Here is a 20,478-nt window from a genome sequence, read left to right on the forward strand (position 1 = left end):
TCGCACCAGCCCTGTCCGGCAGAACGGAAGAGGAGTCTGCCAAACACCAGCCTCCCGACCAAACAACCCACAGCTAAGTAGCGACACGCTACTAGTAGTCGCCGATCTCCACATGCGGCGGACCGTCGTGCCAGGCGCAGATGACCGACACCCGGTCCGTGCCGGAGGTGAACTCGACGCGGATCCAGGTCTCCGTCTTCCACACCTGCATCGACCAGCCCGTGCACGGAGTCGCGGAGACCAGGTTCGCCGAGACCTCGCCGAGGTCGAAGACCACCCGGCCCCCCTCGGTGTCGTAACTCCGCACCTGGCCGGAGACGGTGGGGGAGGGGGCGGGACCGCTCGCGGGGCGCGCCGGCCGGGAGGGGGTGGGAGTCACGGTCGGTCCGCCGGAGGGCACGCTCGGACTGGCCGAAGGGCTCTTGGACGCGGTCGGCCGAGGGGTGGGGGAGGCGGCGGACGGTGCCGACTCCTGACGGGGCACCTCGGCCGCGGTGATGGGCAGGGCGCGCGGCGGATCGTAGGCCGTGCCCGCCATCACCGTGTGGACGCCCCACCACGACAGGGTGGCCGCCGCGCCCGTGGCGAGCGACCACGCCAGCAGGTGTACGAGTCCTCTCAGCATCGCCGACATCCTGCCCCACCCGTCCCCATGGTGTCGCGGGAACCCCGTCGGGGTGAGGTTGTCCACAGGCGGTCGGAGCCCGGGGGGAGTTGTCCACAGGCCCCGGCCGGGCCCGCCCGCATGGCGTACGGTGCGGCGCATGGCAAGTGTTCTCGTGGTCGAGGACGACCCGTTCGTGCGCTCCGCGCTCATCCGGCACCTGACCGACGCCTCGCACACCGTGCGCAGCGTCGGCACGGCGCTCGAAGCGCTGCGCGAGGTCGCCCACCTCCGCTTCGACCTGGTCGTACTGGACCTCGGACTGCCCGACCTGGACGGCTCCGAGGCGCTGAAGATGCTGCGCGGGATCACCGACGTGCCCGTCATCATCGCCACCGCCCGGGACGACGAGGCGGAGATCGTCCGGCTGCTCAACGCCGGGGCGGACGACTACCTGACCAAGCCCTTCTCCGTCGAGCACCTGTCCGCGCGCATGGCCGCCGTGCTGCGCCGGGCCCGCTCCGCCACCGGCGGGCAGCCGCCGTCCACCGTGCTCCGGGTCGGCGGCCTGACCGTCGACCCGCTGCGCCGCCAGGCCGAGTTGGACGGCGTGCGGCTGGACCTGACCCGTCGTGAGTTCGACCTGCTCGCCTTCCTCGCCGGACGGCCGGGAGTGGTCGTGGCACGCAAGGAACTGCTCGCCGAGGTGTGGCGGCAGTCCTACGGCGACGACCAGACGATAGACGTCCATCTGTCCTGGCTCAGAAGGAAGCTGGGCGAGACGGCCGCCCGGCCCCGCTATCTGCACACCCTGCGGGGCGTGGGCGTGAAGCTGGAGCCGCCCGGAGGGGAGCCGCCGCGATGAGATGGGCATTGGTCAAGGTCTGCCTCGCGGTCACCACGATGGTCGTGATCGCCTTCGCCGTCCCGCTCGCCCTGGTCATCAAGGAGATGGCCCGAGACCGCGCCTTCTCCAACGCCGAGCGCCAGGCCGCGGCGGTCGCGCCCGCCCTGTCCATCACCACCGAGCGCGAGCCGTTGGAGCGGGTCGTCGCCTCGGCGGGCTCCGACGCCCGGATGGCCGTGCACGTACCGGCAGTCGACGGCACCGCCGCCGTCGAGATCGGTCGCGCCCGGGCCACCGGCGAGGACATCGCGACCGTGCGGCGCACGGGCCGCGCCTCCACCGCCGACGTGCCCGGCGGATCCACGCTGCTCCAGCCGGTCGCGCTGAGTTCCGGCGCCATCGCCGTCGTCGAGGTCTACGTCCCCGAGGCCGAGGTCGGCAGGGGCGTGGGCACGGCCTGGGCGGTGCTCGCCGGTGTGGGCGCGGCGCTCGTCGTCGGCTCGGTCGCCGTCGCCGACCGGCTCGGCGTACGGATGGTGAGGCCCGCGCAGCGGCTGGCCGAGGGCGCGCACGAACTGGGCGAGGGCCGACTCGGCGCCCGGGTGCCCGAGGACGGGCCGACCGAACTGCGGCTCGCGGCCGTCGCGTTCAACTCCATGGCCGATCAGGTTGTCCAACTGCTCGCGAACGAACGGGAGCTGGCGGCCGACCTGTCCCACCGGCTGCGTACGCCGCTGACCGTACTGCGCCTGAACGCGGCCTCGCTCGGAGCCGGGACCGCCGCCGAGCAGACCCGGACGGCGGTCGCCCAGCTGGAGCGGGAGGTCGACACGATCATCCGCACCGCCCGGGAGGCCAAGCCGCAGACGGCGGCCGCCGGTCCGGGCGCCGGCTGCGACGCGGCCGAAGTCGTCCGCGAGCGCATGGAGTTCTGGTCGGCGCTCGCCGAGGACGAGGGCCGCAAGTGGCGGCTGGCCGGCGTCGAGCGGCCGGTGCGCATACCCGTGGCCCGCGCCGACCTCGCGGCCGCGCTGGACGCCCTGCTCGGCAACGTCTTCCGGCACACCGCCGAGGGCACCGCGTTCGCGGTCGACGTGCACAACGGCGACGACGCGGTGATCGTGCTGGTCTCCGACGCCGGACCGGGCATACCCGACCCGGACGCGGCGATACTGCGCGGACGCGGATCGGGGAACGACGGCTCCACGGGACTCGGCCTGGACATCGTGCGCCGGCTCGCGGAGTCCACCGGCGGGGACGTGCGGATCGGCTCCTCCGTGCTCGGCGGCACGGAGGTGCGGATCTGGATCCAGCTCGACGCACGCTCCCCGGTCCGCTCCGGGCACCGGGGAGCGGTGCGTCGCCGCCGGCCGGGCAGATCGGCCGCTCGCCTCGGCCGTACCCGGTCCCTTCCCTGAGCCTCCGCTCCCTGAGCGGACGCGTCGAGGGCGGGAAGCGCCCCGGCCGGGTCACCCCCGAGCCGGCCGGGACGCGCTGTGGGCCGGACGGGCCGTCAGGCGGCGTCCGGCGACGGCAGCTCCCCGGTGCGGGCGGCCCTGCCGTACCAGTGGGCGCTGGACTTCGGGATCCGGGCGAGGGTGCTGTAGTCGACGTAGACCGCGCCGAACCGCTTGCTGTACCCGTAGGCCCACTCGAAGTTGTCCATCAGGGACCACAGGTAGTACCCGCGGACGTCCGCGCCGTCCGCGATGGCCCGGCGCACCGCCGCCAGGTGCGCGTGCAGGTAGGCGACGCGCTCCGGGTCGTGTACGCGGCCGTCGGCGTCCACCTTGTCGTCGTAGGCGGCGCCGTTCTCGGTGACGTACAGGGCCAGCCCCGGTGCCTCGCGGGAGTAGCGCATGATCAGCTCGTGCAGGCCGCTCGGGTCGATCGTCCAGCCCATCTCGGTGCGGTCGCCCGGCGTCTGGTGGAACGCCACGTCGTCCGCGCCGGGCCACGGCGAGTGCTCGCTCGCCCCGTGACCGTCGGCCCGCGGGCCCTCCAGCGTCGTGTCCGCCGCCGACACCAGGGCCGGTGTGTAGTAGTTGAGGCCGAGCGCGTCCAGCGGCTGGTGGGCGGCACGCACGTCGCCGTCCTGGACGAAGGACCAGTCCGTGAGGGAGGAGGTCGCCTCCAGCAGCGTGGCCGGGTACGCGCCGTGCAGCATCGGGCCGTGGAAGATCCCGTTGGCCAGGTCGTCGATCTTCTGGGCCGCAGCCAGGTCCGCGGGGTCCTGCGAGACCGTGCGGACCACCGAGGAGTTGAGGCTGACCGCGACCGAGTTGCGGGCAGGCATCACCGACCGGAGCGCCTGCGTGCCCAGGCCGTGGGCCAGGTTCAGGTGGTGGGCCGCGCGCAGCGTGGCCGCGGGCTCGGTGCGGCCCGGCGCGTGCACCCCGGAGCCGTAGCCCAGGAAGGCGCTGCACCACGGCTCGTTGAGGGTGATCCACTGCTCCACCCGGTCGCCGAGCGCCTCACCGACGATCTGCGCGTACTCCGCGAAGCGCAGCGCGGTCTCACGCTCGGGCCAGCCGCCCGCGTCCTCCAGTTCCTGCGGGAGGTCCCAGTGGTAGAGGGTGACGGCCGGCTTGATCCCGCGGTCGAGCAGCTCGTCCACGAGACGGCGGTAGAAGTCCAGGCCCACCTGGACGGCGGGGCCCCGGCCGGTGGGCTGCACCCGTGACCAGGAGATGGAGAAGCGGTAGGCGTTCAGGCCCAGGTCCGCCATCAGGGCCACGTCGTCGCGGTAGCGGTGGTAGTGGTCGACAGCGATGTCACCGGTCTCACCTCCGGCGGTCTTGCCCGGGGTATGGCTGAAGGTGTCCCAGATCGAGGGCGTGCGGCCGTCCTCCCGCACCGCCCCCTCGATCTGGTACGCGGAGGTCGCGGCGCCCCAGAGGAAGGCGGGCGGAAAGGTCACCGGGGTCACCGGCTGTGCGGACTCAGGCATGGAAGCGCTCCCATAGGTGGTCGTGAAAGACCGACGATTCGAAAGGGGAGGGTGGACAGGGATCGATGTGGACAGAGGAAAAGGAGACAGAGGGGCAAGGGGCCGGGACCACGGTGACCCGGCCCCCGGAAAGGCGGGGGGTGTGCGCGGCGGCCGGGCCGCCGCGCGGACGAGGACGGGTCGCGGGCGTCAGCCCTTGACCGCGCCCTGCATGATGCCGCCCACGATCTGCTTGCCGAAGATCGAGAAGACCAGCAGCAGCGGCAGCGTGCCGAGCAGCGCGCCCGCCATGATCAGGGACTGGTCGGGGGTGTAGCCGCGGCCCAGGCCCGCGAGGGCGACCTGCACGGTCGGGTTGCCGGTCTGGGTCAGGACCAGGTAGGGCCACAGGAAGTCGTTCCAGGTCTGCACGAACATCAGCATCCCCAGCACGGCCATCGCGGGACGCGCCGCCGGGAACACCACGTGCCACACCACGCGCCAACTGCCCGCGCCGTCCACCCGGGCGGCCTCGATGATCTCGTCCGGCAGCGCCTGGATCAGGTACTGCCGCATGAAGAACACACCGAACGCGCTGACCAGCGACGGCAGGATCACCGCCTGCAGCTGGTCGGTCCAGTCCAGCTTGGCCACCATCATGTAGAGCGGGATGATGCTGAGCTGCGGCGGCACCATCATCGTGCCGATCACGATCAGCATCAGCGCGCCCCGGCCCTTGAAGCGCAGCTTGGCGAAGGCGAAGCCGGCGATCGTCGACAGGAACACGACCGTCGCGGCGGAGGTCCCCGCCACGATCGTGGTGTTGACGAAGGCCTTGCCCAGATTGGCGTCCGTCCAGGCGACCTGGAGGTTGTGCGTCAGGTTCGAGCCGAACCAGAAGGGCGGCGGGGTCTGCGCCAGCCGGTTGTTGTTCCGGGAGGCGGCGATCGCCGTCCACACCAGCGGGAACAGCGACCCGATGGTGAACAGGGCCAGGATCACGTAGGCGATCGGGCCGGCGTGCAGTTGTCCGCCCGCGCGGGCGGCCTTGGGCCGGCGCGTCCGGCGGGGCGCCTCGGTCGGCGTCTCGGGTTCGGTCAGGGTCGTCGTCGTCACGGCCGGTACTCCTTAACTACTGGCGCGCAGCCGGCGCGAGATGACGTAGTTGACGACGCCGATCACGATCAGGATCAGGAACATCGTCCAGGCGATCGCGGAGGCCCGGCCCAGGTGCTGGTTCACCCAGCCCTGCTCGTACAGGTACAGACCCAGCGTCTGGAACTGGTGCTCGGCCCCGCCGGAGGCGCCCTTGTTGGCGTCGAACAGCAGCGGCTCGCCGAAGACCTGGCTGGCGCCGATGGTCGACACCACGGCGGTGAACAGGATGGTCGGACGCAGCTGCGGCAGGGTGACGTGGAAGAACTGCCGGAACCGGTTGGCGCCGTCCAGGGCGGCCGACTCGTACAGGTCGTTCGGGATGGCCTGCATCGCCGCGAGGTAGATCAGCGCGTTGTAGCCCGTCCAGCGCCAGACGATGATCGTGGAGACGGCTATCTGGGAGGGCCACTTGTCGTTCTGCCAGTCGACGTTGCCGAGGCCGGCCGAGTGCAGCACCCAGTTGATCATGCCGTAGTCGCGGCCGAAGAGCAGCACGAAGACCAGCGAGGCGGCGGCGATCGAGGTCGCGTACGGCGCGAGCATCGCGACCCGGTAGAACGTCGTGGCGCGCAGCCGGTAGTTCAGGATGTGCGCCAGGCCCATCGCCATCAGCAGCTGCGGGACCGTGGAGATGATGCCGATGGTCAGGGTGTTCCGCGCCGCGTTCCAGAAGAACTCGTCGTCGAAGATCCGGGTGTAGTTGCGCAGCCCGGCCCATTCCATGTCGGTCGGCGCCGTCAGCTCCACCGTGTGCAGCGAGGCCCACCCCGTGTAGATCAGCGGGAACAGCCCGAAGGCGACGAACAGCAGGAAGAACGGCGAGACGAACGCGTACGGGCTCCACCGCATGTCCCGCTGCCAGCGGCGGGACAGCCGCGCCCGGCGCCGGTGCTCCGCGTCGGCGGTGTCGGTCTCCGCCGGGCGGCCCGGGGCCGCGCCCCCCTCCTCGGGGGGCGCGGCGGTGTCGTGCCGGGTGGCCATACCGGTCACTTCTCCAGGTTGTTGTCGATGGTCTTCGTGGCCGTGTCCCACGCGTCGGCGGGCGACTTGCCCTTCGTCACGAGGAAGACACCGTTGTCCGTCAGACCCTGCTGGACGATCTGGTCCTTCGGGCCGATCACCTGGACCGGGATGGACTTGGCGGCCTCAGCGAAGATCTTGCCGATGGGCGCGTCACCGGTCATCTCGTTCTTCGCGTCGGTCACCGCCGGCATGGTGTACGCGCCCGGCGCGCTCGGGAAGCTGCCCTGGACGGCGAACAGCTTCGCCTGCTGCTCGGGAGCCGTCAACCAGGTGATGAAGTCCGTCGCCTCCTTCACGTGCTTGCCGCTCTTGGGCACGGCCAGGAAGGAACCGCCCCAGTTGCCGCCCTTCGGCGGCACGGCCACGTCCCACTTGCCGGCCGCGTCCGGCTTCGACTTGCCCTTGATGGTGCCGAGCATCCACGGCGGGCAGGCGACGGTGGCGAACTTGCTGTTCGCGATCGTCTGGTCCCAGGCCGGCTGGAACTGCGTCTGCGACTGGAGCAGGCCCTCCTGGGCGGCCTTGGCCGTCAGGTTGAAGGCGCTCTTGACAGCGGGGTTCTTCTTGTAGATGACGTTGCCGGAGGAGTCGTAGAACTTCTCCTTCTCACTGCTGAGAATCGCGTTGATCAGACCGCCGGGGGAGTCCATGAAGTAGGTGCCCTTGGGCGCCTTCTTCTTGAACGTCTCGCCCGCCGCGACGAACTTGTTCCAGTCGCCCGCCCACAGCTTGCCGACCTCGTCGCGGTCGGTGGGCAGACCGGCCTGCTCGAAGAGGTCCTTGCGGTAGCAGATCGCCATCGGGCCGATGTCGGTGCCCAGGCCGATGGTCTGGTCGTCCTTGGTGGTGGCCTGCTGCCACTTCCAGTCCAGCCAGTTGCTCTTGTCTACGCCCGAGACCTTGGAGAGGTCCTCGAACTTGGCCGCCTGGGTGGCGACGACCTCGGCGATGTTGCCGACTTCGACGGCCTGGACGTCCATCAGACCGCTGTTGGTGGTCAGGTGGTTGACGAGCGCCGGGTAGTAGTTCTCATTGCGCTCGGTGACGTTCTCCTGGATCCTGATACCGGAGTGCAGCTTCTCGTACTCGGCGTAGAGGCCGGCCTCCTTGAAGCCCATGGTGCCGAAGAGCCCCAAGGTGATCGTGACCTTGCCACCGCCGTTGCCACTGCCGCCGGACGAGCCGGTCTTGTCTCCGCTGTCGCTGGAGCAGCCGGCCAGCAGTCCGGCCCCCAGCGACGCGGCTGCCGCCAGGACCACCGCCTTGCGGGCGATGGGTGTGCCCCCACTCGGACGAAGCCGAGAAGGGGCGAGGAAACGTGCTCGCATTGCGTCCTCCTGTTGCCCTGACGTGCCGACCCCCCGGCCAACTGCATGTTGGGCCCGTTTTACTCGCTGCGGCTCGGGCGGGGAACGTGCGGGTTGTGTATGTGTCAGGTACTGTGGGAGCGCTCCCACCAGTGATGTGTTGAAGAGTCGCGGGTTCGAGCGGGGGTGTCAAGGGTGTGAGCGAGGACAAATGCGTTCAGTTATCGGCCTGTTAGCTAACACGGGAGGGTGAGGTTCTCGTCCCGGACATGCGGAGCCGCTCCCTCCCCGGAGGCCGCCGCGGCAGCCCCGGGCACGGCGTGCGTTCTCGGGAGACTGTTACATTCCAGGCCAAGGCGGTTTCGACGGCGGAAAGGCGGAGCCAATGGCAGGCCACGGAGCGCGGGGCCGGTACGGCGGTCGGCCGACCCTCGAAGAGGTCGCCGCGCGGGCCGGCGTCGGCCGGGGCACCGTGTCACGGGTGATCAACGGCTCGCCCCGGGTCAGTGACGCCACCCGGGCCGCGGTCGAGGCCGCGGTGGCCGAACTCGGCTACGTCCCCAACACGGCCGCCCGCGCCCTCGCCGCCAACCGCACCGACGCGATCGCCCTCGTCGTGCCCGAGCCGGAGACCCGCTTCTTCGCCGAGCCGTACTTCTCGGACATGCTGCGGGGTGTCGGCGCCGGACTGTCGGACACGGAGATGCAGTTGCTGCTGATCTTCGCCGGCAGCGACCAGAAGCGGCAGCGGCTGGCCCAGTACCTGGCCGCGCACCGGGTGGACGGCGTCCTGCTGGTCTCGGTGCACGCCGACGACCCGCTGCCGGACATGCTGTCCCAGTTGGAGATCCCGGCCGTGATCAGCGGTCCGCGGTCCGCGGGCGAGACCCTGACCTCGGTGGACTCCGACAACTACGGAGGCGCCCGTTCCGCCGTGGAGCACCTGCTCGGCCACGGCCGCCGCACCGTCGCCCACATCACCGGCCACATGGACGTCTACGGTGCCCAGCGCCGCGTCGACGGCTACCGCGACGCCCTGCGCGACGCGGGCCATGAGGTGGACGAACTCCTGGTGGCCCAGGGGGACTTCACCGAGGGCGGCGGCCGTCGTGCGATGACGCGCCTGCTGGCCCACCGCCCCGACCTGGACGCCGTCTTCGCCGCCTCCGACGTCACGGCAGCCGGCGCCCGCCAGGTGCTGCGCGAGGAGGGTCGCCGCATCCCCGACGACGTGGCCCTCGTCGGCTACGACGACTCCGCCATAGCCCGCCACATGGACCCGCCGCTGAGCAGCGTCCGCCAGCCCATCGAGGAGATGGGCCGCGCGATGATCGACCTCCTGCTGAACGAGATCGCCGACCGCCGCCCGGCGGTGTCCCGCGGGCTGGAACGCAGACAACTCGTGCTGCCTACGGAACTGGTGGTGCGGGCGTCGTCGTAACGGCCCCCGGCCCTGGTTCGCCGTGGTGGGTGGCTCCCGCCGCGACGAGAAGGGCGACGGTCTCGGCATGGGAATCGGCCACCGCCCACTCCAGGGGAGTGCGGCCCGTGCCGTGATCCTCACGGAGATCCGGATCGGCGCCGTGCGCCAGCAGTTCGCGAACGGTCTCGGTGTGCCCCCAGCAGGCGGCCGCGCACAGGGGCGTGCCCTCCGACCCGCGCCCGCTCTCGGCGTCCGGACAGGCCCCGGCCGTAAGAAGCAGCCGGACTATCTCGGCCTCCCCCTGCACGGACGCCGCGTAGAGCGCAGTGGTGCCCTCCCTGTCCGCCCGCTCCGGATCGGCCCCGGCCCGCAACAGCGCCTCCGCGCGGGCGGTGTCACCCAGCATGGCCGCGTCGACGAGATGCCGGGAGAGCTTCTTGCGCTGCCGTCGGTTCATGGCCGGAGAGTAGCGGCTTCCGGTCCGGAGAACCGTTGGATATCAGCTCACCTCGCTGTGCCGGGCCCGGTGGGCGACTGTCCGACCGCCGACTGCGAGGCCACGGACGACGGCGACGCGGTGGAGCCGCCCGTGAAGAAGAACGGGCCCCGCCCTGACCCGTCGCACCCGTCGCACCCGTCGGAGCCGAGCCCGGGGCGAGGAGACGGCAGCGTGCTCGCCCTACAGTGAGGCCATGGCGGGCGAGCAGCACAAGGTGACCGTGGACGGCGGAGTCGAGATCCCGGTTCCCGTCGACGGGGAGGTCTGGGCGGCCGGAGCGGTCATCCTCGACCGTGACGGCCGGGCCTTCGCCCAGAGGCGCGGTCCGGACCGGCGGCTCTTCCCCGACTGCTGGGACATCGTCGGCGGCCACGTCGAGCCCGGCGAGTCCTTGCTGGACGCCCTCGCCCGCGAAGTCGAGGGGGAGACCGGCTGGCGCCTGCGCCGGGTGCGGCGCCTGCTCGGGATCACCGCATGGACCGGGGACGACGGCAGCGGCATGAGACGGGAGGCCGACTACCTCGTCGAAGTCGACGGCGACCTGAGTCACCCCGCCCTGGAATGGCCCCAGCACACCGCCTACGACTGGTTCGGCCCGGACGACCTCCCCCGGCTCAAGGAGAACCGAGCCCCCGGCGAACACCTCATCCACGACGTGATCGCGAAGGCTCTGCAAGATCGCCCGAAGGTGACCTGACCGAGTGGCCGGGCTTCGGTCTGTTGCAACTCGGCAGTGGTAATGAGCTTTTGCTCGACGAGTGTGCCTGGGCGGTTTGTCGGCGACAAAAGTGCCGCGGGCTGTCCCATGCTTGGACGTGGCGCGGGGCAACCGCAGCGCGGATGGCTCGGAACGCATACGGACAAGAAGAAAGGGGCAGCGGCCGTTGCACGGCGGGTGCCCCTTCAAGTCTTCGGTCAATGTAGCACTGATCAGATCGGCATGCAGTGGCCAATCCGCTGCTCGGCCAGGGTGCTGGGATGGTCACGGCTCCTGCTTCGGATCCCTACGCGCGGCACGTACTCGCCCGCATGGCGGACTTTTTCACCGATGAAGGAACGCCATGGGCGCGTCGCCTCTGGGACATAGGTTCGGTACTGGCGCTGGAGGAGCTTTGGCAGGCCGGATACTGGCAGACCCACGGAGTGCTGTCACCAGCCGCGTGTGACTGGCAGCGCATCCAGCTCAACGCCTTGATCGGCCCCGACAGAGGCCTCGGAGACAGGGAGCTGCGCAAGGAGCTCACTGGCCTGTTGAAGAACGCGCTGCCGGATCCGAGCCCCGCGCGCCGTCAGCTCAAGGAGATCATCGGGCACGTACGGGCCGGCTACCTGGATCGGTGGGCAGCTGCGGTCAGTGTTCCCGTCGACCAGCGTGTCAAGCCGGAGCGGTTCTCACGGACGGTGGCTTCCCATCTACTCGACCTCGGCTACAGCGCCAGCTTTCTGAGGGCCTGGGCGAAAGAACCTTACGGCGCACGCGCCACTACGGCGGAAACAGCGGAGAGCGCCGCTGAACTCGCACGAACCCCGGCCCGACCGTACGACGTGCTGGTGGCCCTGGAGAAGGTGCCGCGGCGGGAGCTGGCCGAGCCCCTGGAGAACTGGTGCGAGAAGGGAAAGGTCGTCGCCTGGCTGCGTGAACACGGCCACGATACGTCGGGTGTCCGGCCTGGAGGCGGATTCGTCTACCGCTTTAAGGCACTTGACCCTTTCAGCGCTGCCGAGCAGGGCCGACAGATGCTGGAGCGGATGACCGCCCGCTCCGAGTTCCTGCGGCGCGACAGAGGCAGGGTGGAGCCTCTTCCCCATATCTGGGTCGCCGGACACCCGCAACCCATCCCGCTCGATCCTCCAGCACGAGGCGCCGACGTCCTGACCCTCGTCAACGAAGGGCACCTCTACCAGGTCACTGGCGCCCGCAGCCGGATTGACGATGCCCTTGAGCTCGCGGCCGCGGTCAACCGCGGACCGATGGCTCCAGCTGTCGCAGGCGCCTGGGCCGCCGTCGAGTCGCTGTTGTCGCACCCGGACGATCCCAAGGAGAACGAGCGGTCCGGAAAGGCGGTGGCGGCCGATCGAATGGCGGCCATCATCGCCTGCTCCTGGCCCCGCGCCGAGCTCACCGCGCTGGCGCACCGCCACAAGCCCCGCGCCAAGGACGATCTCGTCCGTGAAATCGCGGTCTGCACCACGAACCAGGAGCGGGCCCACCTGGTCGCCGAGGTGCTGCACGCACGAGGGGCCGAGGCGCTGGACTTCACCGGGGCGTCCACGAAATACAGTGACTGGCCCGCTGCCCAGCGCATGGCCGACCTGGTGCGGGATCCACGCCCGGTTCTGAGCGACGTCGCCGGCGCCTTCCGGATCGCGCTTCGGCGCCTGTACCGGACCCGCAACATCATCCTGCATGGCGGAGCCACACAGGGAGTGGCCCTGGAGGCGTCGCTTCGCACCGCTGCGCCCCTGGTCGGGGCAGGTCTGGATCGGATCGTGCATGCCGCTTATGCCGAAGGCCTCGACCCGCTCGATCTCGCGGCCCGCGCCGAAGTCGCCCTCACCCTCGTCAACGGCGAGACCGGCCTCTCCGTGGTCGACCTCTTGCAACCCGCCTGAACGGCCGGAGCCCCGCACTAGCGGAGCCCCGGATGCCGACGAGCGGCACGGTCCAGCTCGCCACCTGCGAGCGCCTCGCCCTGATGTGCCGCGAACTGCCTCATGGGGAGAGGCAGCCCTGTGGCCCGGCCGTGGGGGCACACCACGGCCGTGTGCCCCCGTCCCGAGCCCGGTTCAGAACAGTCCCTTGTAGCCCTTCCAGCCCGTGGCGATCTTCGTGCGGGCCCCGAACGAGCCCCGGCCGTCGCCCTTCTGGAGCCACAGGTTCCCCGAGGTGTCGCGCGCCACCAGGTCGGGCTTCCCGTCCGAGGTGATGTCGCCGACGCCGACGACCGCGTTGTACGAGGCGCCCCACTTCGAGAACAGCTTGACCCGTTTCGTCGACAGCCCGCCCTTCGTCCCGTAGTACCGGTACAGAGTGCCGTTCTTGTGCCGTGCCAGCACGTCCCCGAGGCCGTCGCCGTTCAGGTCGCCGACTCCGATGATCTTCGTGTACGAGCCCCAGCCCGAGGCGATCTTCTTCCCGGCCGCCAGCGTGCCGTCGGGCTTCGCCGCGAAGAGGTACATCGCGCCCGTCGACGCCTTCCGCGCCAGCAGGTCGGTCAGCCCGTCGCCGGTGAGGTCCCCGGGCGCGGTGAGTACGTCGTAGGCCTTCCAGCCGGTGCCGCCGCTCAGCGTCCGGTACGGGGTCGAAGGCGTGAGCGGCTTTCCGCATGCGGGCCGGTACGCCCGCAGCGATCCGTTCGCCATCCTTACGAGGACGTCGTTGCACTTGTCCTTGTTCAGGTCCCCGAAGGGCACGGCGACCACTGAGGTGGGCCAGCCGCGGCCCGACGTCTTGCCGGAGAACTTCCCGGCGCCGTTCCCGTGGTGAAACGTGAGGGTCCCGTGCGAGTCGAGCGTCAGCAGGTCCGCGATCGCGTCGGGCGACGCCCCGGACCCCGCGTGGTCGCGCGGGACGGGCTGACCGCGGAGGAGCCGGACCGTTCCCTGGCGGCGCAGCGCCGCCCCCCGGCCGTCCGCCGGGTTCGCGGTGAGCTCCCAGGTGTACCGGCCGTTCGGCAGCGGGGTCTCGTAGTGCTTCGCCGGGTCCATGCCCGTCCACTGCACGTCCAGCCGCCCGCGGGTGTCGCCGCCCTGGCGCCGGTCGACCACCCGGTTGGTGTTCTTGTCCCGGACCACGAGAGTCCAGGACGCGACCGGCTTGGAGAAGACCCCGTCGAAGACCGCCGTCCCGCGCATGCCCGTGCGGTTCGCGGACCATTCGGCGTTCACGGACGTGGCCACCTCCTCCCGCAGGGTGATCAAGGACTGGGTGGTGGTGACCCCGGACGGCACGAGGTGGATGCGTTCCTGCGCGTCCACGTACGCGACGTTGCCGCTGTACCTGTCCACGGTCCAGCGGACGTGGCGCTGCGAGGTCCCGGTGTCGGGCAGTTCGCCGATGACCCGGGTGCTGGGAGAACCGGAGCCCACCGTGGTGAGGTTCAGCTTCCCGGCCTGCCGGTCGTGGGTGACGACGTAGCCGTCGCCGAGCAGCGCCTCCCCGGAGGGGACGGCCACCGAGGTCTTGTTCGTACGGTCGTACACCCCGGCGGGCCCGTCGGCGCCGCAGCTCCAGTACAGCCAGCCGCCCACGGCCTGCAACTCCTGCGGAACGCAGCTCGCGCCGGTGCCGACGGTCTGGACCGTCTTCTTCGAGACGAGGTCGAGCGCCGAGACGCTGCCCGGCGTGGCAGCGGGCGTCCAGAGCCGGTTCTCCCAGACGGCGGCGGCGCTGGGGGCGCGCGTCAGAGGGGCGCCGTCGTCGTCCAGGCGGTAGACGGACTGCTTGTCGGCGGTGGTGTGGATCAGGTAACCGCCCGAGACGTCGGTGATCCGGCCGCCGGCCGGCACCCTGCGCTGGTAGAGGTCGTATGTGCCGGGGCCGTGGACCCGGAGCAGGTCCGATCCGCCGCTCTGGCGTTCGATCCAGGCGATGCGCCCGTCGCCGACGTCGAAGACCGACGCGCAGCCGGGGTCCGCGACCGGGCAGTCGTCCATGACCACATCGGATGTCGGGGTCAGGCGGGTGTGCTCGCCGAACTCGGGGGTGCCGGTCACGGCCACGTTCCGGACGTAGGGGGTGCGGCGGTCGTTCCCCGTTTCGGCGTCGACGAGTCTGCCCTGACTCAGGACGAGCCCCTCGACCGGGACGACCGGCCGGGGCAGTGGCCTGACCGTGGTGACGACGGGCGCGGTGTCGTCGCCGGGGCGGATGTGCTGGATGCCGCGGTCGTCGAGGGTGGCCGACGTGCGGCCGATGGCGAGGGCGGTGCCGTCGGGGGCGGACACCAGGCCGGTGTTCGACCCCGTGACCACGGTGATGGGCTGCCCGCCCGCGACCGGCATCGCCTTGAGGGTGGCGACGGCACCGGGGCGGTAGACCAACCAGTCGCCGGCGAGGGCCAGTTCGTGGCCCGGTTTGGAGAAGCCACTGTCCAGCGCGACCTCGACCGGCGTCGCGGACACGTCGGAGCGGGGCAGCACCAGCACCGTGGACGCGGAGGAGCTGTACACCACGATGTGGTCGGGGGAGATCTTCGCCCGGTAGTAGCCGCTGGGCAGCCGCTGCGTCCAGCCCTGGACCCGGCCCGTCTCCCGGTCGACGACGACCATCCGGACCGTGCCGTCCCTCTGCTGGCTCTGGAACAGCACGCCGGCCGCGTCGGCCCCGTGCGGCTGGCCGAGCACCATGTCCTCCGGCGCGCCGACGACCGGCACGTCGCGGGTGGTTCCGTCGGGGCCGCTGGTCAGCAGATGCATGACCCGGGTGGATGTCCCGTTCGCGGTGGTGGAGTTGCGAAAGGTGACGACGGTGGTGCCGTAGACGGAGAGCACGCTCTGCCCCTCGGGGACGTGCACCGTACGGGTCGTCCCGTCGGAGGCGTCCCACAACTCCACCCGGTCGGGGTAGCAGTACGCGAGTACGTCGCTGCCCGTCGGCTCCGTGAAGTACGAGCCTTCCGCTTTCGGTACGGGGACTGGCGCGCCGCCGCCGTAACGCGACCAGACGAGACCGGAGTAGCCCTCGAGCCGATGGAAGAAACCCTGGCTGCCGGCACCGTCCGCGCCGGTCAGGGTGTTGGCGGCATAGAAGGAGGCCGAGGTGTAGGTGCTGCGCAGGGCCGCCGGGACGACGGTCTCCTGAGGTACGGCGGGCGCCGCGGAGGCGACACCGGGTGCCAGCGGACCGGTACCGGCCAGTAGAGCCGCGCATGCGGTGACGGCGATACCGACGGGTCTCGCACCACGGGGGTGCGCAACGGTATTGCGGAACAAGGGTGCCCCTCCCGAGAAGTCCGAGAGGCAGGCGGTGTCGTCCATGGCGACTCGGCCCCCAGCCGTCGCATCCCCCCGGATAGTCGGCAGATGTTACCGCCATTGGGCGTCCCGCTGCGTACGAGAGTTCGATCTCTGCGATCGCCGTCCTCGCGGGCGGGTACGCGAGAGGCCGGTGACCCGGAAATACCAGGTCACCGGCCTCTCGGTGAAGGGTGAGTGACGGGACTCGAACCCGCGGCATCCTGGACCACAACCAGGTGCTCTACCAGCTGAGCTACACCCACCATGACCGGTCCGAGGGATTCTGCGGTTTCCCCGACCGGCCGAGAAGAAGTCTACAGGGTCCGAAGGGGTGCTCGCGCACGGGTTTCGCGGCGCCCCTTCGCCGGGCCCCGCTATACGTGCTGAGCAGGCAGGACGTGCTTCGCCGCGATCGTCCTCGCGGTGTCGGAGTCGGGGCCGGGCTGCGGGACGAAGACGGCCTCGCGGTAGTAGCGCAACTCCGCGATGGACTCGCGGATGTCGGCCAGGGCGCGGTGGTTGCCGTTCTTCTCCGGGCTGTTGAAGTACGCCCGCGGGTACCAGCGCCGGGCCAGCTCCTTGATCGAGGACACGTCGACGATCCGGTAGTGCAGGTAGTCCTCCAGCGTCGGCATGTCGCGCAGCAGGAAGCCGCGGTCGGTGCCGACCGAGTTCCCGCACAGCGGCGCCTTGCCGGGCTCCTTCACGTGCTCCCGCACATAGGCCAGGACCTGCTCCTCGGCGTCCTTGAGCGTCGTGCCGCCGGCCAGCTCCGCGAGCAGGCCGGACGCGGTGTGCATCTCACGCACCACCTCCGGCATCGTCTCCAGGGCCGAGTCCGGCGGCCGGATGACGATGTCGACTCCCTCGCCGAGTACGTTCAGCTCGGAGTCGGTGACGAGGGCGGCCACCTCGATGAGCGCGTCGTCGGACAGCGAGAGGCCGGTCATCTCGCAGTCGATCCACACCATGCGATCGTTCATGTGTCTCACCTTACGGCGCCCCACCGCGAGCCGGACCGGCCGTGCGTCGACCTTGTCGGACGGCGGCCGGTGCCGGAACGGGCGGGCGGACCGGACCCGGAGGCCCGTCCGCCCGCCCGTCGCGGGTCAGGAACCGCCGCGCTGGCCCGGAACGCTCACCGACAGCGCCGCCGCCGTGCGGCGGGACTGGTGGGGCACCTGGCTGTCCGGGTGGAACGAGGGCAGCGGCGACACGGGGCCCGCCGGGGCCGCCGCGGAGTGCGGTCCCGGACCGCCCGGCATGCCGGCCGACCCCGAGGAGAGGTCGCCGTCGCCCTGCCGCTCGCTCTGCGGCCGCCGCGCCCGGTAGGCCGCCCGGTACGCCGCCGGGGACGAGCCCAGCTGCCGCCGGAAGTGGCCGCGCAGCGCCACGGGGGAGCGGAAGCCGCACCGGCCCGCCACCTCGTCGACCGAGTAGTCGGACGTCTCCAGCAGCCGCTGCGCCTGGAGCACCCGCTGGGTGATCAGCCACTGCAGCGGCGCGCTCCCGGTCAGGGAGCGGAAGCGGCGGTCGAACGTACGCCGGCTCATGTACGCCCGCGCGGCCAGCGTCTCCACGTCGAACTGCTCGTGGAGGTGCTCCAGCGCCCAGGCGACGACCTCGGCGAGCGGGTCGGCGCCGATCTCCTCCGGTAAAGAGCGGTCCAGGTAGCGTTCCTGGCCTCCGCTCCGGCGAGGCGGGACCACCAGCCGCCGGGCCAGCGCGCCCGCCGCCTCGTTGCCGTGGTCCGAGCGCACGATGTGCAGGCACAGGTCGATTCCGGCCGCCGTGCCCGCCGACGTCAGCACGTCGCCGTCGTCGACGAACAGCTCTCTGGGATCCACGTGCACCGACGGATAGCGCTTGGCCAGCGTCGGCGCGTACATCCAGTGCGTGGTCGCCGGGCGGCCGTCCAGCAGGCCGGCCGCGGCGAGTACGAACGCCCCGGTGCACAGGCCCACGATGCGGGCACCCTCCTCGTGCGCCCGGCGCAGCGCGTCGAGCGCCTCCGCCGGCGGCGGCGAGGTGATCGAGCGCCAGGCCGGCACGACGACCGTGCCCGCCCGTGAGATCGCCTCCAGGCCGTTCGGCGTGGTGAGTTCCAGGCCCCCGGTGGTCCGCAGCGGGCCGTCCTCGCCCCCGCACACCAGCAGTCGGTAGCGCGGTACGCCGGCGTCCTGGCGGTCAACCCCGAACACCGACAACGGTATGGAACTCTCGAAGATGGGGCCGCCGCTGAACAGCAGCACCGCGACGATCTCCTTGCGGCGTCGCCCGGAAAGCTTCCGGGCCGCGGTTTCCGGCGCGGCAGTGGAGTCGTGGCTCATACTGCTAAGCCCCCCTCGGTGGTCGCGGCTCCTCGGTTGTGTCGCTCCTGCACGTTTCCCCTCGGTCCTGCACGAGTCCCCCGCCGTAAGACAGTCAAGATCGAATCTACTGCGTCCCGCCGTGCCGTGTTGACCAGTTCGTCACCCGGCACATTGTCGACATGGCAACTTGGCGTGAAGCATTCGATCACGAAGCGTTGCACTCGGGGAGCGTGCAGGGAAGTGCGCCTCGTCCTGGTGGCCAATCCCCGTAGGGTGCACGGGGTCGCGGAGACCCTTTCCTTGCAGGTCGAACGGGGGGTGGGGGGTGCTTCGGCCGGAGAATGCACAGATTCGAGAAGTTGGCTGAAAAGATGCGCCTGCGTGCGCAAAAACCGGTCAGCCGACCGGTGCCGTTCCGCCCGGGTGCCGACCGCCCCGGTGTGCCCCGCGTTCCGTCCCGTGCGGGCGGCCGCGGTGCGGGACGTGTTCCTCGGCGCGCAGCCGGGCCGCCTCGCGCTCGGAGCGGCGCAGCAGTACGCGACAGGCGCCGGTGGCGGCCGCGAGACCCAGGCCGATCCCGGCGGCGCCGGCGAACGACGTGCCGTACCAGAGCAGGACCAGGGGGACGAGGGCGGAGCTGAAGGCGGCCCAGCGCACCACCTCGCCCGCGGTGTCGCCCGCGTCGGCGCCCCCGGGGATCGCGGTCACGGTGTCCTGCCCGGCGTCCGACGCGCTGTCCCACACGCTGTCCCACGCGGGAGGCAGGTCTCGGTCGGGGACGGTACGGGGTCCGGACACGGCGTGCTCCCTACGGCGGCGGCTCTCCGGGCTCAACGCGTGTTCCGGGGGTCGGTCACTGTGCGGGACCGGAGCGGGCTCGCCGCGGCCGGCCGCCGGCGCCCCTCCGCTACCGTGTTCCCACCCGTCGCGGAAAGCGAATCCCGCACAAACCGCCTGTACGGGGCAGCAACCATTGCGTTACGGGCGTGGCTCGTGCATGCTCCGGTGAACCGCCACGGAGAGTGCGCGGGATCTGGGCTAAGGAGGCGTGCCGCCGTACCCTTGGGGGTATGGGGACGGGAAGACCATTCCCGGACACAGCTTCGCCGCAGACTGTCGTCCCCGACAAAGGATCACCTCGCCGAGACAGCCATGGCCGGTCACGAATTCTTCGAACCCGCGGACCGCAAGCGACCGCTCGCCGACCCCACGGCGGCCGATCCCCAGGCGGCGGAAGAGCCACGCCAACCCTGCGATCCGGCGTTCAAGCACGGCGTCGTCGTCGGCTTCGACGGGTCCACCTCCAGCGAGCGCGCCCTCGCCTACGCGATCGGCATGGCGCAGCGCACCCACTCGGGCCTGATCATCGTCCACGTCGCCAACCGGCTGCCCACCACGGTGTGGGCGGGGTGCGAGCCCCCCGTCTTCGTTGACGTGCCGGACCACCGCACCGAGGTCCTCGGCCTCGAACTCGCCTGCGCGGAGTACCTGGCGGAGGTGCCGTGGATCCTCGTCGAGCGCGGCGGCGACATCTGCCACGAACTCGAAGAGGTCGGCAAGGAGTACGAGGCGGACGCGATCGTCGTCGGCTCCACTCACGGGCTCGTGGGGCGCCTGTTCGGCTCGGTGGCGGGCCGGCTCGCCAAGCGCGCGCAGCGGCCGGTCGTGGTCATCCCCTAGCCTGCTCCGCCCGCCGACTCCCTTCCTGTTCACGGCGTGTGTGTTTCCGTGAAATTACCTGCACGCGGAGGTGTTTGTGCCCTTGTGAAGGGCATATACCGGTCACCGCACAACTGCCCAGGCATGAAGGGAGCTTGCCGTGGCCAACGACGTCTCTGCGGGAAGCACCACGACCACCGTCCTCGGCCGACTCGCCCTCGGTGTCACCCTGCTGGCCTTCGGGCTCGGGTACACCGAAGTCATCAACGGAGTGACGGCGAACGACGCGGTGACACTCGCTCACTATGTGGGCGGCGTCGCCCTGTTCGTCGCCGGACTGCTGGCCTTCCGCGATCGCGACACCGCGACCGGTACGGCCTACGGCGCCCTCGGCGCCCTCTGGTTCACCTGGGCCGTCTCCGCGGGCGCCCAGGTGTCCGACAACGGCGCGGGACTCTTCCTGCTCCTGTTCGCCCTCGTGGCCCTGACGTTGACGCTCGCCGGCGGGGACGTCCTCGGCCAGAGCACCTACGGTCTGTTCTTCGTCTCTCTGGTGCTGCTCGCCATCGCGCGGTTCGCCGACACCGGCGGCCTGGCGAAGGTGGGCGGCTGGTTCGCCGTGGCGGCGGGAGCGGTCGCCTGGTACGCGGCCACGGCGGCGCTCGCCCACTGGCCCACGGAACTTCCGCGACGCGCTGCGGGCCGGGGGGTGACGGCCACCGGTTAGCTGCGCAGGCTGGGGGGTGGGGTGGGTTGCTC

17 protein-coding genes and 1 tRNA gene are annotated in these 20,478 nt (G+C 71.0%); 7 read left to right on the forward strand and 11 right to left on the reverse strand.

Annotated elements, in window-relative coordinates; all coding sequences use genetic code 11:
• Positions 1–91: 91 nt before the first annotated feature.
• Positions 92–625: a hypothetical protein gene (locus ACIP4X_RS19715; protein WP_401349673.1), complete on the reverse strand. Its 534-nt coding sequence runs from the start codon at positions 623–625 to the stop codon at positions 92–94.
• Positions 626–764: 139 nt separating this feature from the next.
• Here ACIP4X_RS19715 and ACIP4X_RS19720 point away from each other — a divergent pair, with 139 nt between their 5' ends.
• Positions 765–1,469, forward strand: coding sequence for a response regulator transcription factor (locus ACIP4X_RS19720; protein ID WP_100569217.1), 705 nt, complete (start codon positions 765–767; stop codon positions 1,467–1,469).
• Positions 1,466–2,869: a HAMP domain-containing sensor histidine kinase gene (locus tag ACIP4X_RS19725; RefSeq protein WP_358728355.1), complete on the forward strand. Its 1,404-nt coding sequence runs from the start codon at positions 1,466–1,468 to the stop codon at positions 2,867–2,869. Before ACIP4X_RS19720 ends, ACIP4X_RS19725 begins: the two co-directional genes overlap by 4 nt.
• A 95-nt stretch (positions 2,870–2,964) precedes the next feature.
• Here ACIP4X_RS19725 and ACIP4X_RS19730 read toward each other — a convergent pair whose 3' ends face one another.
• The 4 genes from ACIP4X_RS19730 to ACIP4X_RS19745 all read right to left on the reverse strand — a co-directional run bounded on the left by ACIP4X_RS19730 (position 2,965) and on the right by ACIP4X_RS19745 (position 7,889).
• Positions 2,965–4,401 carry a GH1 family beta-glucosidase gene (locus ACIP4X_RS19730; RefSeq protein ID WP_358728357.1) on the reverse strand — a complete coding sequence of 479 codons (1,437 nt, stop codon included), beginning with the start codon at positions 4,399–4,401 and terminating at the stop codon, positions 2,965–2,967.
• A gap of 189 nt (positions 4,402–4,590) precedes the next feature.
• Positions 4,591–5,496 (reverse strand): carbohydrate ABC transporter permease, encoded by a 906-nt coding sequence (locus ACIP4X_RS19735; protein ID WP_358728359.1) that lies wholly within the window; start codon positions 5,494–5,496, stop codon positions 4,591–4,593.
• 12 nt (positions 5,497–5,508) lie between these two features.
• A complete protein-coding gene (locus ACIP4X_RS19740) occupies positions 5,509–6,519 on the reverse strand; it encodes a sugar ABC transporter permease (RefSeq protein ID WP_358728361.1) in 1,011 nt (336 codons plus the stop codon).
• Positions 6,520–6,524: 5 nt separating this feature from the next.
• Positions 6,525–7,889, reverse strand: coding sequence for an extracellular solute-binding protein (locus ACIP4X_RS19745; RefSeq protein WP_358728363.1), 1,365 nt, complete (start codon positions 7,887–7,889; stop codon positions 6,525–6,527).
• A 364-nt stretch (positions 7,890–8,253) separates the two neighbouring features.
• On the opposite strand from ACIP4X_RS19745, the gene ACIP4X_RS19750 reads away from it, so the two are divergent.
• The gene (locus ACIP4X_RS19750) at positions 8,254–9,309 is read left to right on the forward strand and encodes a LacI family DNA-binding transcriptional regulator (RefSeq protein WP_358728365.1); all 1,056 of its coding nucleotides are present in this window, start codon (positions 8,254–8,256) and stop codon (positions 9,307–9,309) included.
• Here the strand turns inward: ACIP4X_RS19750 and ACIP4X_RS19755 are convergent.
• Complete coding sequence (locus ACIP4X_RS19755; protein ID WP_358728366.1) at positions 9,278–9,748, reverse strand: ankyrin repeat domain-containing protein; 471 nt, start codon at positions 9,746–9,748, stop codon at positions 9,278–9,280. The two genes, ACIP4X_RS19750 and ACIP4X_RS19755, sit on opposite strands and share 32 nt — an antisense overlap.
• A gap of 235 nt (positions 9,749–9,983) precedes the next feature.
• On the opposite strand from ACIP4X_RS19755, the gene ACIP4X_RS19760 reads away from it, so the two are divergent.
• Both ACIP4X_RS19760 and ACIP4X_RS19765 read left to right on the forward strand, forming a co-directional pair.
• Complete coding sequence (locus ACIP4X_RS19760; protein WP_358728368.1) at positions 9,984–10,487, forward strand: NUDIX domain-containing protein; 504 nt, start codon at positions 9,984–9,986, stop codon at positions 10,485–10,487.
• Between the two features lie 248 nt (positions 10,488–10,735).
• Positions 10,736–12,403 (forward strand): integrase, encoded by a 1,668-nt coding sequence (locus tag ACIP4X_RS19765; RefSeq protein ID WP_401349682.1) that lies wholly within the window; start codon positions 10,736–10,738, stop codon positions 12,401–12,403.
• A 174-nt stretch (positions 12,404–12,577) separates the two neighbouring features.
• Here ACIP4X_RS19765 and ACIP4X_RS19770 read toward each other — a convergent pair whose 3' ends face one another.
• The 5 genes from ACIP4X_RS19770 to ACIP4X_RS19790 form a co-directional block, all read right to left on the reverse strand.
• A complete protein-coding gene (locus ACIP4X_RS19770; protein WP_401349685.1) occupies positions 12,578–15,724 on the reverse strand; it encodes an FG-GAP repeat domain-containing protein in 3,147 nt (1,048 codons plus the stop codon).
• A 214-nt stretch (positions 15,725–15,938) separates the two neighbouring features.
• Positions 15,939–16,011: transfer RNA gene (locus ACIP4X_RS19775), tRNA-His, on the reverse strand.
• Positions 16,012–16,122: 111 nt separating this feature from the next.
• Complete coding sequence (gene orn, locus ACIP4X_RS19780) at positions 16,123–16,731, reverse strand: oligoribonuclease (protein ID WP_358728374.1); 609 nt, start codon at positions 16,729–16,731, stop codon at positions 16,123–16,125.
• 126 nt (positions 16,732–16,857) lie between these two features.
• Complete coding sequence (locus tag ACIP4X_RS19785; protein ID WP_358728376.1) at positions 16,858–18,078, reverse strand: helix-turn-helix domain-containing protein; 1,221 nt, start codon at positions 18,076–18,078, stop codon at positions 16,858–16,860.
• Positions 18,079–18,456: 378 nt separating this feature from the next.
• A complete protein-coding gene (locus ACIP4X_RS19790) occupies positions 18,457–18,858 on the reverse strand; it encodes a hypothetical protein (RefSeq protein WP_358728378.1) in 402 nt (133 codons plus the stop codon).
• Positions 18,859–19,212: 354 nt separating this feature from the next.
• Here ACIP4X_RS19790 and ACIP4X_RS19795 point away from each other — a divergent pair, with 354 nt between their 5' ends.
• Positions 19,213–19,740 (forward strand): universal stress protein, encoded by a 528-nt coding sequence (locus tag ACIP4X_RS19795; RefSeq protein ID WP_358728379.1) that lies wholly within the window; start codon positions 19,213–19,215, stop codon positions 19,738–19,740.
• 139 nt (positions 19,741–19,879) lie between these two features.
• Positions 19,880–20,446, forward strand: a complete 567-nt coding sequence (locus tag ACIP4X_RS19800; protein ID WP_358728381.1) for a GPR1/FUN34/YaaH family transporter — start codon at positions 19,880–19,882, stop codon at positions 20,444–20,446.
• Positions 20,447–20,478 lie beyond the last annotated feature (32 nt).

It is taken from the genome of Streptomyces sp. NPDC088817, assembly GCF_044750345.1.
Lineage (GTDB): Bacteria > Actinomycetota > Actinomycetes > Streptomycetales > Streptomycetaceae > Streptomyces.

Excerpts from the sequence above, each read along its gene's own strand:
- ACIP4X_RS19730 (WP_358728357.1), bottom strand. The coding sequence starts at position 4,401 with ATGCCTGAGTCCGCACAGCCGGTGACCCCGGTGACCTTTCCGCCCGCC.
- ACIP4X_RS19750 (WP_358728365.1), top strand. The coding sequence starts at position 8,254 with ATGGCAGGCCACGGAGCGCGGGGCCGGTACGGCGGTCGGCCGACCCTC.
- ACIP4X_RS19785 (WP_358728376.1), bottom strand. The coding sequence starts at position 18,078 with ATGAGCCACGACTCCACTGCCGCGCCGGAAACCGCGGCCCGGAAGCTT.
- ACIP4X_RS19725 (WP_358728355.1), top strand. The coding sequence starts at position 1,466 with ATGAGATGGGCATTGGTCAAGGTCTGCCTCGCGGTCACCACGATGGTC.
- ACIP4X_RS19755 (WP_358728366.1), bottom strand. The coding sequence starts at position 9,748 with ATGAACCGACGGCAGCGCAAGAAGCTCTCCCGGCATCTCGTCGACGCG.
- ACIP4X_RS19745 (WP_358728363.1), bottom strand. The coding sequence starts at position 7,889 with ATGCGAGCACGTTTCCTCGCCCCTTCTCGGCTTCGTCCGAGTGGGGGC.
- ACIP4X_RS19760 (WP_358728368.1), top strand. The coding sequence starts at position 9,984 with ATGGCGGGCGAGCAGCACAAGGTGACCGTGGACGGCGGAGTCGAGATC.
- orn (WP_358728374.1), bottom strand. The coding sequence starts at position 16,731 with ATGAACGATCGCATGGTGTGGATCGACTGCGAGATGACCGGCCTCTCG.
- ACIP4X_RS19740 (WP_358728361.1), bottom strand. The coding sequence starts at position 6,519 with ATGGCCACCCGGCACGACACCGCCGCGCCCCCCGAGGAGGGGGGCGCG.
- ACIP4X_RS19715 (WP_401349673.1), bottom strand. The coding sequence starts at position 625 with ATGCTGAGAGGACTCGTACACCTGCTGGCGTGGTCGCTCGCCACGGGC.
- ACIP4X_RS19720 (WP_100569217.1), top strand. The coding sequence starts at position 765 with ATGGCAAGTGTTCTCGTGGTCGAGGACGACCCGTTCGTGCGCTCCGCG.
- ACIP4X_RS19795 (WP_358728379.1), top strand. The coding sequence starts at position 19,213 with ATGGCCGGTCACGAATTCTTCGAACCCGCGGACCGCAAGCGACCGCTC.